10 protein-coding genes and 1 riboswitch are annotated in these 13,689 nt (G+C 68.5%); of the genes, 4 read left to right on the top strand and 6 right to left on the bottom strand.

Translation table 11 applies throughout. The features are described from left to right. Nucleotides 1–320: 320 nt before the first annotated feature. From thiD to TFU_RS11135, 3 genes are all read right to left on the bottom strand, one after another. A complete protein-coding gene (gene thiD / locus TFU_RS11145) occupies nucleotides 321–1,127 on the bottom strand; it encodes a bifunctional hydroxymethylpyrimidine kinase/phosphomethylpyrimidine kinase (RefSeq protein WP_011292673.1) in 807 nt (268 codons plus the stop codon). Beyond that, nucleotides 1,118–1,213: riboswitch (TPP riboswitch) on the bottom strand. It overlaps the preceding gene by 10 nt. An 86-nt stretch (nucleotides 1,214–1,299) precedes the next feature. Continuing rightward, entirely contained in the window at nucleotides 1,300–2,259 is a 960-nt protein-coding gene (locus tag TFU_RS11140) for a DUF368 domain-containing protein (protein ID WP_011292672.1), read from the bottom strand. A 192-nt stretch (nucleotides 2,260–2,451) separates the two neighbouring features. Then, nucleotides 2,452–4,104: an acyl-CoA synthetase gene (locus TFU_RS11135; protein WP_011292671.1), complete on the bottom strand. Its 1,653-nt coding sequence runs from the start codon at nucleotides 4,102–4,104 to the stop codon at nucleotides 2,452–2,454. Between the two features lie 673 nt (nucleotides 4,105–4,777). Between TFU_RS11135 and rocD the strand changes: the two genes are divergently transcribed. Continuing rightward, nucleotides 4,778–6,034 carry an ornithine--oxo-acid transaminase gene (rocD, locus tag TFU_RS11130; protein ID WP_011292670.1) on the top strand — a complete coding sequence of 419 codons (1,257 nt, stop codon included), beginning with the start codon at nucleotides 4,778–4,780 and terminating at the stop codon, nucleotides 6,032–6,034. Between the two features lie 6 nt (nucleotides 6,035–6,040). On the opposite strand, the gene TFU_RS11125 is transcribed toward rocD, so the two are convergent. Beyond that, nucleotides 6,041–7,093 (bottom strand): SGNH/GDSL hydrolase family protein, encoded by a 1,053-nt coding sequence (locus TFU_RS11125; protein WP_152436259.1) that lies wholly within the window; start codon nucleotides 7,091–7,093, stop codon nucleotides 6,041–6,043. A gap of 495 nt (nucleotides 7,094–7,588) precedes the next feature. Here TFU_RS11125 and TFU_RS11120 point away from each other — a divergent pair, with 495 nt between their 5' ends. Together TFU_RS11120 and TFU_RS11115 are read left to right on the top strand one after the other, a co-directional pair. Then, the gene (locus tag TFU_RS11120) at nucleotides 7,589–9,553 is read left to right on the top strand and encodes an acetoacetate--CoA ligase (protein WP_011292668.1); all 1,965 of its coding nucleotides are present in this window, start codon (nucleotides 7,589–7,591) and stop codon (nucleotides 9,551–9,553) included. 24 nt (nucleotides 9,554–9,577) lie between these two features. Further along, nucleotides 9,578–10,930, top strand: coding sequence for a heparan-alpha-glucosaminide N-acetyltransferase domain-containing protein (locus TFU_RS11115; protein ID WP_011292667.1), 1,353 nt, complete (start codon nucleotides 9,578–9,580; stop codon nucleotides 10,928–10,930). Between the two features lie 444 nt (nucleotides 10,931–11,374). Here TFU_RS11115 and TFU_RS11110 read toward each other — a convergent pair whose 3' ends face one another. Next, nucleotides 11,375–12,058 (bottom strand): hypothetical protein, encoded by a 684-nt coding sequence (locus TFU_RS11110; protein ID WP_011292666.1) that lies wholly within the window; start codon nucleotides 12,056–12,058, stop codon nucleotides 11,375–11,377. Between the two features lie 151 nt (nucleotides 12,059–12,209). Here TFU_RS11110 and TFU_RS11105 point away from each other — a divergent pair, with 151 nt between their 5' ends. Next, nucleotides 12,210–13,007, top strand: coding sequence for a purine-nucleoside phosphorylase (locus TFU_RS11105; RefSeq protein ID WP_011292665.1), 798 nt, complete (start codon nucleotides 12,210–12,212; stop codon nucleotides 13,005–13,007). Between the two features lie 223 nt (nucleotides 13,008–13,230). Here TFU_RS11105 and TFU_RS11100 read toward each other — a convergent pair whose 3' ends face one another. Beyond that, nucleotides 13,231–13,599 carry a hypothetical protein gene (locus TFU_RS11100; RefSeq protein WP_011292664.1) on the bottom strand — a complete coding sequence of 123 codons (369 nt, stop codon included), beginning with the start codon at nucleotides 13,597–13,599 and terminating at the stop codon, nucleotides 13,231–13,233. Nucleotides 13,600–13,689 lie beyond the last annotated feature (90 nt).

Here is a 13,689-nt window from a genome sequence, read left to right as displayed (position 1 = left end):
CAGAAAACCGCGGCCGTGGGATACAGCTCCGTTATCCCACGGCCGCGACAGTCTGCGGTGGTGGCGCGGCACGCCCGGGTGTGCGCCGGGCGGACTGCCGCGTCAGTGAGATGTCCGGATGCGGAGCCTGCACCCGCATCCGGACAGTTCTTTTCTCGCCTAGTCCACGAGGGGGAAAGCTCCCGCCTCGTCCCGCCGCGCCTGTGCGTGGGCGGAGAGGAGCAACGCCTGCAGCGGGCAGGACGGTGAGCAACAGGAAGCCAGACTAGTGCCGTGCACCCGGCACAGGCTGAACCCCGGTATTCATGCCGGGGAGCGCGTCAATTCCCCCACCACGCGTGGAAATGGTGGACGGGGCCCTTGCCTTTGCCGATGTCCAGCTTGTCGGCGTGGCGCAGCGCTTCGGTGAGGTAATCCTTAGCGTCGCGGACCGCCTGCGACCAGGTGGGACGCTGCGGGCGCAGCGTGGCGATCGCCGAGGAGAGCGTGCACCCGGTTCCGTGCGTGTTGGTGGTGTTCACCCGGTCCGCGGTCAGGGTCTCCACGTCGCCGTCCGCCGACAGCAGCAGGTCCGTGCTGGTAGGACCGGACAGGTGGCCGCCCTTGAGGAGCACGCGGCGCGGTCCCAGGGCGAGCAGCCGCTCCGCCTGGTCGCGCATGCGGTCCAAGTCGGTGGCCTCCTCTTCGCCCAGCAGGTCGGCAGCTTCCGGAAGGTTAGGGGTGATGAGGTCGGCCCGCGGCAGCAGCACGGTGCGCAGGGCTTCCACCGCGTCAGCGGCGAGGAGCCGGTCTCCGCTCTTGGCGACCATCACCGGGTCGACGACCACGTTGGGCAGGCGGTAGGTGTCGATCGCGGCAGCCACGACCTCGATGATCTCGGTGCTGGACAGCATGCCGATCTTGACCGCGTCCACCCGCACGTCGGTGAGCAGCGTGTCCAGTTGGCTGCGCACGAACTCCGGAGGGACGTCGTGGACTTCGCTGACCCCGGTGGTGGTCTGTGCGACGAGCGCGGTGATCACGGTAGTGCCGTAACCGCCCAGCGCGGAGAACGCTTTGAGGTCGGCTTGGATACCGGCTCCGCCGCTGGGGTCAGTGCCGGCAATAGACAAGATGGTGGGAATCAATTGGACGTCCCTCCGCTAGTACTACCTAGATCAGGTTCACGGGTGTCCTCTCAGCCACCCTGGGGGTGGCACCCCGCGTCCACAGCGAAGGCTAGCAATACACGCAAACCCCCGCTGCTCCCTGATCTCTGGCGGAAGGGGACAGCGGGGGTAGAGAGGACAGGCGGGCAGGCTACTGCACGACCGTGTCGTTCGTCTGCGGACGCACTTCTGGGGCAACGGAGGCGTCGTGCGCTGCGCGGGCCTTGATCCGGTGTTCGATCACGATGACGGTGATCACGGCGGCCGCGCCGACCAACGCCAGCACGATGCAGAGCACGAGGTTGTCCTGGCTGGGGGCGAGCAGGGTCCGGTCGTCGTCCTGCCACGGCCACAGCGCCCGCAGGGATCCCGCCATCAGCCCGGTCATCACCACCAGGGTGAGGTGGTGGAAGCGGTCCAGCAGGAACTGCAGCAGTTTGACGAACAGGGACAGGCCGATGGTCGCGCCTAGGACAAAGGTCGCGATGTAGCCGAGGTCGCGGTTGTTGAGCGCCTCCATCGTCGGGAGGTACAGGCCGACGGTGAGCAGGATGAACGAGCCGGAGATGCCGGGCAGGACGAGCGCGCAGATCGCGACGGCAGCCGCGGCCATGACGATGAGGGGGTGCGGGTCCACGGTCGTGGACGGGACGCCGGTGAACAGGAACGCGGCCGCGGCCATGAGCAGGGCGAGCAGGTAGTCGCCGATCCGCCAGCGCCGACCCGAACTGCTGTAGGGCACCCACAGGGACGCCAGCACCAAGCCGAAGAACAAGGCGTGCGATTCAGCCGGATTGTGCTCAACCAGCGGGGCGATGACGCGGGCTGCGACCAGCACGGCGGGCACCATGCCCACGAGCACGGCCAGGACGGTCCCCCAGTCGGCGCGGGTGAGTTCGGCGCGGGCCCGCGCCAGGCCTTTTCCGCGGAGGAGGTCGGTGACGAGCAGTCGCACCGCGGTGACGACGTGGCCCGCGGAGTTGATGAGGGACTCGTAGACACCGGTGATGAGGGCGACAGTACCGCCGCTGATTCCGGGGACGGTTTCGGCGGTTCCGATCAGGGTGCCGCGTACGCCGTTGAGGAGATGAGTGCCGAGTGACTTTGCCATGTCCTGCTTCTCGTCGAGGAAGAGAGACCGACCGTATCCCAGTGAAGTACGAGATGAAGGCCGGTGCCTGGAAGTGAACGCAAAAGACTGCCTGGTGCGGTGGCTCGGGCACGAACCGGTGGCCCGGCAGGCAGGAACGACCCAAGTTTATGGGGATTACGATCGGCGGAGCGACACGCAAAGCCGAAGAGCTCAGCGGCTGAGGACAGGGCCCGCGTCCCGCGCGATGCGGGAGGCCCACCGGTAGTCCTGCTTGCCTGCGGCAGTGCGTTTGACCTCGTCGACGATGCGGATGGTGCGCGGGATCTTGAACCCGGCGAGATGCTCGCGGCAGTGGTCGCGCAGCTCCGCGTCGCTGGGCTGCCGGTTTCCAGCCAGCGAGATGACGGCGCTGACCCGCTGGCCGAGCCGCTCGTCGGGGGCGGCGACCACGATGGCGTCGGCGACATCCGGGTGGGTTTTGAGGACGGCCTCCACCTCTTCGGGGTAGACCTTCTCCCCGCCCGTGTTGATCACGGTGGCGCCGCGGCCCAGCAGTTCGATCGTGCCGTCGGCGGCGATGGTCCCGTAGTCACCGGAGAGTGCCCAGCGGCGTCCGGAAGCGTCGACGGGGAAAGTCTGCGCGGTCTTCTCCGGGTCGTTGTAGTAGCCGAGGGGGATGCGTCCGGTGCGGGCGATCCGGCCGATCTGGTCGGATCCGGGAGGCAGGGGGCGCAACTGGTCGTCGAGGACGGCGACACTCGCTCCCATGGTGAAGCGCCGGGTCTTTCCGCTGAGCCGGGCGGAGGCGGAGCCGCACACCCCGGTTTCGCTTCCTCCGTAGTTGTCGCGGATGGCGATGGTCGGTTTCCACGCCCGCCACAGTTGGCGCGCGGTCGTGGTGAGCGGGGTGCCGCCGGAGCTGAGCGTGGTCAGGCTCGGACATCGTCCCGGGCTGCGCAGCAGCTCGTGAGCGAGGGGGCGGGCCATGGCGTCGCCGACGCACTGGACGATGGTCACTTTTTCGCGGTGGGCGAGTTCCACGGTCCGGGTGGGGGAGAAGACCCGGTCGGTGTTGAGCACCACGGTGGAACCCGACAGCAGCATGCTCAGCGCGTTCCACTGGCCTGCGGCGTGCATGACCGGGCCGAGGACGAGCATGCGTTGCGGGGTGGTGCGGGCGGCGCGTTCCGCGACGACTGCGGCGCTCGTGGCCCGCGGGGTGCCGCGGCGGCGCTGTTCCAGAGCCACGTGGAAGATGTCTTCCTGCCGCCACATGACGCCTTTGGGATAGCCGGTGGTGCCGCCGGTGTAGAGCAGGTAGAGGTCGTCGCCGCTGGTGGCGGGCAGCGGGGTGGTGGAGTGGGCGGCGTCGGCCAGGGCAGTCTCGTAGTCGATGCCGTCCCCGTGCTCGCCGGTGCCGTCGTCGAGGAGGACGACGTGGCGCAGGAGCGGCAGTTCGTGCCGGATGCGGGCAACAGTGGCAGCGAGAGAGCGTTCAGCGATGAGGGCGACCGAGTCGGAGTCGCGGAGCACGTAGCGGAGTTCCGCAGCGACGTACCGGTAGTTGACGTTGATGGGGACGGCTTTGGCACGCCAGACGCCGAATGCGGCCTCCAGCCATTCGGCCCGGTTGAAGCTGAGGATGGCGACGTGCTCCCCGGGGCGGATTCCCGCGTCGATCAGGTGCCGGGCGACGAGGGTGGCGCGGGCGTCCAGCTCGGCGTAGGTGAGGCGCCGCGGGCCCGCGACGAGGGCGAGTCGGTGGGGGACTGCTGTCGCGACGGCGGACAGCAAGCCGGACAAGGAGAGGTCACTGTGAGTGGTCGAACAGATCTCCGCTCCCAGAACTCGCATTTCGGTCATATTTCGCCTCTGTTGCTGTTGTGCCCGTGGGCGGGTATGACGACCGATCTTGCATCTATGACCTGGGTCACATTTGGCCGGGGTTGGCTATTGGAAAAAGCGACAAACGCGGCAGAACCCGATGTGCGGCAGGGGAACAGGCGCCCTGCTGTGAAGTGCACCACCGTCGGAAGAAAAAGAGAAGCGAAAGGTGTGCGGAACGTCACCGTGCTGCGGTGGAAACAGCAGGGAAATCGACGGTGTGCGGTTGCTCACGGGGCGTTTCTGCGCGCGGGAGCCTGCGCGTTATCTCTCAAACCTCCGTGGCGTCGGTGGCCGACTGGGCGGCGCGGCCAGTCCGACCAGCGCACCCGTGGCAGCGGAGTGAGCACCCGACGTACTTGCGCATGCGATCCTTCCCCGCGGCGACCGGCTGGTGCCAGCCGCCGGACCGCGCCCCCCATCCCACCGGGAACCCCGGTGTCCTCTCCGCTGCAGCGGCTGTGCCGCTGCGGTCACACACAAGTCCATCCCGTCCTCCCTCCCCACCCCGGCACAGCCGGGGCCCTCACGCACGGCGGCGCCCAGCACCGGCGCCACCAGTGGTCCCCACGATCCTGATCACGGATGTATCACCGTTCAACGACGCGGGTATCCCGAACAGACAACGATCCCCGGAGATCGGAGCGGTCCGATGAGCCCACGTCCATCGGGAGCAGACAGCGTCCCCGCATCCTGGTCCGCCGAACAGCACATCGCCGTGGCGGAACGGCGATCCGCGCACAACTACCACCCGCTGCCCGTGGTGATCGCGCACGGCGAAGGAGCCTGGGTGACCGACGTGGCGGGCCGTCGCTATCTGGACTGCCTCGCCGGATACTCAGCGGTAAACTTCGGACACCGCAACCCTGAACTCCTCGCCGCCGCCCGCGCTCAGCTCGACCGGATCACCCTCACCAGCCGCGCCTTCCACCACGACCGGTTCGCACCGTTCGTCGCCGCGCTCGCCGATCTCGTCGGCAAAGAACAGGTGCTTCCGGTCAACACGGGAGCTGAAGCGGTCGAAACCGGGATCAAGATCGCCCGCAAATGGGGATACGAGGTCAAAGGCGTCCCCGACGGGCGCGCCGTCATCGTCGTGGCCAGCGGAAACTTCCACGGACGCACCACCACGATCGTGTCCTTCTCCACCGACCCTGCCGCCTACCGCGGCTTCGGACCACCCACTCCAGGATTCCGCATCGTGCCCTACGGGGACGCCGCGGCACTCGCCGACGCTATCGACGCCGACACCGTCGCAGTCCTCGTCGAACCGGTGCAGGGCGAAGCCGGGGTGATCGTGCCGCCTGCCGACTACCTGCCACGCGTCCGGGACCTGTGCACCCGTGCCGGCATCCTGCTGATTGCAGACGAAGTGCAGTCCGGGCTGGGACGCACCGGCACCGTGCGGGCCTGCGACCACAGCGGAGTCGACGCCGATATCTACCTGTTCGGCAAAGCGCTGGGCGGCGGCATCCTGCCCGTGGCGGCGGCGGTAGGCGACGCGGAAGTCTTCGACGTGATCCGCCCCGGCCAGCACGGCAGCACCTTCGGCGGCAACGCCCTCGCCTGCGCGGTCGGCACTGCCGTGGTGAGCCTCGTCCGCGACGGCCCTTACCTGGACCATGTCCGCGCCCTCGCCCCCGTGCTGCGCGCCCGCCTCGACCAACTGGTCGGCAACGGCGTGGTCGCGGCCCGCAGCATCGGCCTGTGGGCTGGGATCGACGTCGACCCGACTCTGGCCACCGGAAGAGAACTGTGCGAACGGCTCCTGCAGCGGGGTGTGCTCGTCAAAGACACGCACGGCTCAACGATCCGGCTCTCCCCGCCGCTGGTCATCACCGAAGACGAACTGCACTGGGCAGTGGACCAGATCGCCGCAGTGCTCGCAGACCTGCGGGCCGGACGGTAAGCCGGGTCACCCCACCTCGCCCGCGAGAGTGTCCACGGTCGCCCCCGCCACCACCGCGAAAGTGGCATAGAGCGGACGGCCCGGGCCGGTTTCGATCTGCTCGATGACCCGCTCACCGACCGCCCGGTGCCCAGCGGCGTTGGGGTGGAAGGTACTGCGGTCCACAGTCACCCCGGTGGCGAGGTCCCGCAACTGCACCCCGTTCACCCACGGCTCGTCCGAGCCGATCTCGTGGCCGTCCAACGCGTGGTAGACGTCCACGAACTCCACGCTGCCCACCCCGCCCGACGCGGCAATCTCCTCGTCGTGGACCGCGACAGCCTCGGCGAGCTGCTGGTTGAACTCCTGAATGGTTTCGTTGAGCCACCGCTGGTTGCTCGCGGTCAGCGTGTAGTAGGCGCCGGTCGGTTCCTCCGGAAAAATCCGGGGGTAGCCCACGACAAGGATCCGGGCGTCCGGCGCGCGGGTGCGCACTTCGCTGATGAGCTCTTCAAACGTCGTCTCGAATTTCGCCATCCGCTTGCGGATAGCGTCCTCCTGGTCCGTGCACGCCTTGCTGTCCAGCAGCGGCACCCGCACCATGCAGGTCTTCAAAACCGTGGAGAACCCCAGATCGTTGCCGCCGATCCCGATCGTCACCAGCGACGTGTGAGGGGAGTTCCAGTCCAGCTGCGAGCCGACCTCGTCGATAGCGTCAAGCATGGCGTAGCCGCGCTGGCCGCTGCAGGCCAGGAACGACAAGTGTCCGGCGAAGTCGTAGGCTTCGGCGACCAGCTCCGGATAGGCGTTAGCGGACCGCCAGCAACCGCCCTTCACCGCGGTGCCGGGATAGTAGTCGCGGGCCCCGTCCCCCGAAGAGTACGAATCCCCGAGCGCGTAATAGTTCCCCCAGGTCGCTGCCTGGACCGGAGAAAGCAGCAGAAACTCGCCGTCCTCCGCAGGCTGTCCGCGGGAGTCGACCGGCACCCCCAGGCACCAGTCCTGGGTGGCCTCACACCACATGCGCCACAGCGTCTCGCGCCCCGTCGGGACAGCCAAGACCAGCGTGAGCGCTGTCACAAGTACAAGAGCGGGGATACCGAGGAACAACCGTCGTCTGGTCGCCGCACGTGGTCCGCTGCCCACAAACCTCCCCCGTGGACCGTCCGGCCTGTCTGTTCGAAGCAAAGAGTACCTGGGCACAGCGGGTGTTTTCCGGGCTGACTGGGAGATCTCGCCGCATTTCGGGGGAAGGGACCATCCAGCCCGGAAGGGAGGAGAACTGTCCCCGTTGCGGGTACGGCTGAGGCCCGGAGTGTCCCGCCGGCACACCTCGAAGCGACAGCCCTCCCGCCCGCACCACAGCACCCCGGGACTGCCCTGCCCGGCAAGCAGGCACCCGACCCCTAAGTGTGGCCGAAACCCACCGTCCGGCCGGGGTTGTAGGTGTTTTCTCCATACGGTTTCCGCGTCCCGCGTGCTAGATGTGGTGCACAACACTCCGTCACCGGGGAGCGTTAGGGGAGGCACCCGACGCTCACCGCATCCGCACCGTCCACGAAGGGGTCGCGTTTCATGACACTCAAGCCGCAGCCGCCGATCCTGTGGAGTCCCGACGAGGAGCGCAAAGAACGCGCCAACCTCACCGCGTTCACCCGCTGGGTGCGGGAGCACCGCGGTGTGGACGCACCGGACTACGAGGCACTGTGGCGCTGGTCGGTAACCGACCTCGAAGGATTCTGGTCCGCGATCTGGGAGTACTACCGGGTGCGCGCCGCCACCCCGTACACCACAGTGCTCGCCTCCGACGCCATGCCCGGCGCCGTCTGGTTCCCCGGCGCCACCCTCAACTACGCCGAGCACATCTTCCGCGACCGTGACCCATCAGCCGTGGCGATCCGGCACGCGTCCGAACTCCGGCCGTTGACCGAGTGGACCTGGGGAGAACTGCGGACCCGCACCGCCGCGATCGCTGCGGCCCTCCGCAGCCTCGGGGTGGGCCCCGGCGACCGGGTCGTGGCCTACCTGCCGAACATCGCCGAGGCGACGGCCGCATTCCTCGCCTGCGCCGCGATCGGTGCGACCTGGTCGTCCTGTTCCCCCGACTTCGGGGTGCGCAGCGTCCTCGACCGGTTCGCGCAGATCGAACCGAAAGTGCTGCTGGCCGTGGACGGCTACCGCTACGGCGGTAAGGACTTCGACCGCCGTGACGTGCTCAAAGCCCTGCGCGACGGCATGCCCAGCCTGCAGCACACCGTCGTCCTGCCGTACCTGGGCTGCGGCCCTGTCGCCGACACCCTGTCCTGGGCGGAGTTCGAAGCCGCGGGCGAAGGCGCGGAACTGGAGTTCACCCCGCTGCCGTTCGACCATCCGCTATGGGTGCTGTACTCGTCGGGGACCACAGGCCTGCCCAAGGCCATCGTGCACGGCCACGGCGGCATCCTGCTGGAGCAGTTGAAGAACCTGCACCTGCACCTGGACGCCCACGCCGACGACCGGGTGTTCTGGTTCACCACCACCGGCTGGATGATGTGGAACTTCCTGGTCAGCGTGCTGCTCACGGACGCGTCCATCGTGCTGTACGACGGCAGCCCTGCCTACCCCGACCTGGGAGTGCTCTGGGATCTGGCGGAACGCGCCGGGATCACCATCTTCGGCACCAGCGCCGGCTACCTGGCGAACTGCCGGAAAGCGGGCATCCACCCCACCGGCGGGCGGAACCTGTCCGCGCTGCACGCCATCGGCTCTACCGGCTCCCCGCTGTCCCCGGACGAGTTCGCGTGGTGCTACCAGGAGTTCGGCTCCGACCTGTGGCTGTTCTCCACCAGCGGCGGCACGGACATCTGCAGCTGCCTCGTCGGCGGGGTGCCCACCCTGCCCGTCTACCAGGGAGAGATCCAGGCCCGCTCCCTCGGCATGGCAGTGGCCTCCTGGGACAGCGCAGGCAACGAACTCGTAGGCGAAGTCGGGGAGCTCGTGGTGACCCGTCCCGCCCCGTCCATGCCCCTCTACTTCTGGGGGGACAAGGACGGCAGCCGGCTCCGCGACAGCTACTTCTCCATGTACCCGGGGGTGTGGCGGCACGGCGACTGGATCGAGATCACCGACCGCGGCACCGCGATCATCTACGGGCGCTCCGACTCCACCATCAACCGCGGCGGGGTACGGATGGGCACCAGCGAGATCTACCGCTCCGTGCTGGCCCTGGAAGAAGTCATCGACGCCCTCGTCGTCGACGTGCCACAGTCCGACGGAAGCTCCCGGATCGAACTGTTCGTGGTACTGCGCGAGAACACCGTGCTCGACGACGACCTGGTGCGGCGGATCAAACAGGGCATCCGCGAAGACTGCTCGCCGCGGCACGTGCCCGACGGGATCCAGGCTATTCCGGCTGTGCCGCGCACCCTGTCCGGCAAAGTGCTCGAGGTTCCCGTCAAACGCATCCTCATGGGAGAACCACCGGAACGCGTCGTCAGCCGCGACTCGCTCGCCAACCCGGAGGCGTTGGACTACTTCGTCCACCAGTCCCGCGACGCGTAACCGGCGGCACCGCAGTCCGCGGGGATGCGGCACGGGACCGGGGACGAATCCGGTCTTTCTTCATCGGGAATCAACACGCGACCCCCTACCCTGGTCCACGTGCCGCATCCACAGCCCACACCACACCTGCGCCGTCCGGCGTGGCCGGAGCCGGGACGACTGGTCGGCGTCGACATTGCCCGGGTGCTCGCCGTGTTCGGCATGTTCGCTGTCCACTTGGGCGTGACCTCCATCGGCCTGCTGGACGGTTCCGCCGCCGACACCCTCCACGAACTGATGCGCGGCCGCTCCTCTGCCCTGTTCGCGTTCCTGGCCGGGGTGTCCCTCGCCCTCGTGTCGGGACGGCAAACCCCGCTGGAAGGGGAGCCGCTCCGCAGGGTGACCCTCAAAGTCCTGGTGCGCGCCGTCCTGCTCCTCCTGCTCGGAGTGTTCCTGGACGCACTCGCCACCTCGGTCGCGGTCATCCTGGTCTACTACGCCGGCTACTTTCTGCTCGCGGTGCCGCTGCTGCGGCTGGGCCCGGCCCCGCTGGCCGCCATCGCCACGGGGATCGCCCTCCTCGGGCCGCAACTGTCGTTCCTGCTCCGCACCGTGCTGGGCGACCCCGGGTCCCCGCCGGCCTCGATCACCGGCCTCGGCGACTTCTTCCTCAACGGCTACTATCCGGCGTTCACGTTCATGGCGTTCGTGGTCGCCGGTATGGCGGTGGGCCGCCTCGACCTGAATGCACCAGCGGTGCGCGGCGTCCTGGCCGGCCTGGGCGCAGTCCTGGTCCTGGCCGGATACGGCGTGTCATGGCTGCTCGTCTACCCGCTCGGCGGAATCGACCGGATCGCCGCGACTTTCCTCCCCCTGTTCTACGGCACCGCGGAGACCACGGTCTCCCCTGAAGGGTGGGCCATGCTCCGCGACCTGGCGGCAGAAGAGATCGCTTCCCGGCACGGCACGGTTCCCGTGGACACCCCGGCCTGGCTGCTGGTGTCCTCCCCCCACAGCGGCACCACGTTCGAAATCGCCGGGGCAGTCGGAACCGCGCTCCTCATCCTCGTGGGCTGCCTCTTCGCCGCCGACGTGCTGCGCTGGGGGGTCTACCCGCTGGCCGCTGCCGGTTCGATGGCCCTCACCTGCTACGTGGGGCACATCGTGGTGCTGGCCGCGCTGGGGGACGTCACCGGTGAAGCGCCGCCGTGGCTGTGGGAGATGTTCGTAGCCGGAGCACTGCTCTTCGCCACCGCGTGGAAGACTTTCCTGGGCCGCGGCCCCCTCGAGCGTTTCCTCGGCTGGACCGCCGAGCAGGTGGCCGGCCGGTCTCCTGCCTCGCCGCCCCACGGCGGATCACGCCTGTCCTCGCCCCCGCCGTCGCCTCCCGCGGAGTAGCGGCCGCACCGGCACAGACGCGCTCCAGACCAGAGAACCCCCGGAAGAACTGGGCGGCAGCAGAACACGTGACAGGGCCAGGACTGGCGTGCCGCATGCGGAAACGCCCGGGAAGAGGCGCGGCCAAACCCGGCCCCGGCCTCTGCGGTGACGCTTGAGACCGGGGCGGGCATGGGCCAGCGCCAGGCCGGGAGATAGCACGAGATGGACGGTCCGTCAGCCTTGTACGGTCCGACACATCCAGTCGACAGGCGTCGACGACACCAGGTCCGGTTGAGGCCGTACGGGCAGTGGTGGGAGGCAGAGGCACACCATCTACTCCGCCTCCCACCAACCGGAACCGGTACTTCACACCCTAGGCTGCGGTCCGGCTCCAGGCCCTCCGCCACTGGTTGCGACAACGTCTGGAACTGGTGAAACCCCGGCAAAAAAGCAGGGCGGGTGTCAACCTCGCCGACTGCTGCGCGACATGCGCGCCTGCGTGCGGTCACGGTGCACCAGCGAATCCCCGGTGGTGCGGGTGTGCGCCCGCACCAGCCGCCGGGCGTCGTCGATCGAGGTGCGTGCCACCTCGGGCCGCGCCGCTGTCGCCGGGCGGGGCTCATCGTGGGGGAGCCCGAGGTCGGGGGGAAGCCCGGCACGGCTCACCACCCGCAGTTGCGCCTTCTCCTGGGAGATCGACGGCCGGATACTGCCGTTGGGGGTCTTCCAGCGCCGCAGCCGGTGTTCCAACCATTCGGTGCCCTGGTAGCCCTCGCCGCGCGGCCACGGCATCCCGTCGGGGCGGGTAGTGAGCGCGTACTGGAGGTCCGCCACGGACCATCCGGCGGCGAAGAACCGGGTGGCTTCCTTGCGGAAGACCGTGAAGTCCACCCCGGCCAGCGACGGGTCGTTCCGCCGCAGCAGTTCACAGGCCCGGTGGATCTCCCGGGGCGTGTACACGGGGGAGTTCCACGGATTCGGGCGCGGCGGGCGGAGGAGCGCGTCGTCGACGGTGACCACAACCTCGCCGTCGCGCCGGTCCCAGATCTTCACCCGGTCGCGGGGCCACCCCTGCGACTCCACCAAGGCCGTGGCCAATTTGCGCAGGTCGACATCGTCGTCACTGGACAGCCGGAATTCGGCCATGGGGCGCCTCCTCTTCTCCGCGCTCCCAGCGTAGGTCAAGGTCAGCGCAGAGACACGCCCTGATTTTGCGCTGGAAGGAAGATGACGCGAGACGCTCCGAGTAGGGTGGTTATTTTCCGCCGTTTCTCGTGCGTGGGAGGAGGAAGAGCAGGTGAGCGTTCAGGCACATGCCCGCGCCCGAGCCGCAGCAGACCGGCTGCGTTCCCGTACCGGGGTCGACCGCTACACCACCGCGGTGATCCTCGGTTCGGGGTGGAACGCGGCAGCCGACGCGTTGGGTGCTTCCGGTGTGGAAATCGACGTCACCCAGCTTCCCGGGTTTGTGGAGCCTTACGCGCTGGGACACCAAGGGCTGGTGCGGAGCGTGTCCGGGCACCGGGGGGACATGCTGGTGTTCCTGGGCCGCCCCCACTTGTACGAGGGGCACGACGCGGACACGGTGGTGCATAGCGTGCGCACCGCGGTGGCGGCGGGTGCGGACACGGTCGTGCTCACCAACGCTGCCGGATCCCTCGACCCGAACCTGGAAGTAGGCCAGTTGGCGCTGGTTGCCGACCACATCAACTTGACGGGACGGTCTCCCGTCGTCGGTCCGCGGTTCGTGGACCTCACCGACGCGTACAGCCCTGAGCTGCGCGCCGTGGCCCGCGAAGTTGACCCGTCGCTCCCGGAAGCCGTCTACGCGGCCCTGCCTGGGCCGCAGTTCGAAACCCCCGCCGAGGCCCGCATGCTCCGCACGCTCGGCGCGGACCTGGTGGGGATGTCCACGGTGTTGGAAACGATCGCTGCCCGGGAACTCGGCGCCCGCGTGCTCGCCCTCTCCCTGGTCACCAATCTCGCCGCGGGCCTGGGCAGAGGCCCGATCCTGCCCGAGGACGTGCTCCGCACTGGGCGGGCCGCCGCGACAGAGGCCGGTGTCCTGCTGGCGGATGTGGTGAAGAAAATCTGACCGGGAACTCCCGGACCGGTGACGGGGAACAGGACGAGACCGGCGGGGCCCAGAACAGGAGGGGTCCCCGCCCCTGCCTGCACGGTCCCTCCAGCCCGCAGCACCCGGGGCCGACGTCAGCCCACGGACCGCGGAGCAGCTCGCTCACCTGCCCCGTCGAGACCCCGATCCGCTGCGGGGATGCGGCAATCCTAGGCCCGCTGCCGTGCCTCAGCTGGCCAGGTCACGGCTGCTCTCCCCACCCCCACAGCGGGTCCGGGGGAAGCACGTCCGGGGAGAGCTCCGCGTCGGCGGCGTTGATGACCGGAACGTACTCGTCATCCACGGTGAACTCGCGGCCGCCCAGCTCGAACGTGGGGACCAAGTGCGTATCCACCGGTCCGATACGCGTGTTCCGCGGAAAGACCCGCCACACTTCGCGGGGACGTTTCTTGCGGAATCTGCGGTTCGCGACCACCACCACCGAAGTGTCCGTGACCACCACGTAGCAGGTCGCTGAATCGTTCCACGTGGCAGGGAAGACGTAGCGGATCTCTGCGTCGACCGGAAGAAAACCTTTCAAACGGGTGCGGACCGCGGTGGGAACAGGCATGGGACCTCCTCGCGACTGGGTGGAACACCGTCCACAGCCAAGCGGTCTCGTGTGTGGACTTCCCCACTTTTGAGGAAATTCGCTGGTAGA

It is taken from the genome of Thermobifida fusca YX, assembly GCF_000012405.1.
Lineage (GTDB): Bacteria > Actinomycetota > Actinomycetes > Streptosporangiales > Streptosporangiaceae > Thermobifida > Thermobifida fusca.
The sequence above is the reverse complement of the archived record's forward strand: the minus strand, read 5'-3'. Positions and strand labels throughout refer to the sequence as shown.

Coding starts and splice junctions, on each gene's coding strand:
- TFU_RS11140 (WP_011292672.1), bottom strand. CDS start 2,259: ATGGCAAAGTCACTCGGCACTCATCTCCTCAACGGCGTACGCGGCACC.
- TFU_RS11135 (WP_011292671.1), bottom strand. CDS start 4,104: ATGACCGAAATGCGAGTTCTGGGAGCGGAGATCTGTTCGACCACTCAC.
- rocD (WP_011292670.1), top strand. CDS start 4,778: ATGAGCCCACGTCCATCGGGAGCAGACAGCGTCCCCGCATCCTGGTCC.
- TFU_RS11120 (WP_011292668.1), top strand. CDS start 7,589: ATGACACTCAAGCCGCAGCCGCCGATCCTGTGGAGTCCCGACGAGGAG.
- TFU_RS11115 (WP_011292667.1), top strand. CDS start 9,578: ATGCGGCACGGGACCGGGGACGAATCCGGTCTTTCTTCATCGGGAATC.
- TFU_RS11110 (WP_011292666.1), bottom strand. CDS start 12,058: ATGGCCGAATTCCGGCTGTCCAGTGACGACGATGTCGACCTGCGCAAA.
- TFU_RS11100 (WP_011292664.1), bottom strand. CDS start 13,599: ATGCCTGTTCCCACCGCGGTCCGCACCCGTTTGAAAGGTTTTCTTCCG.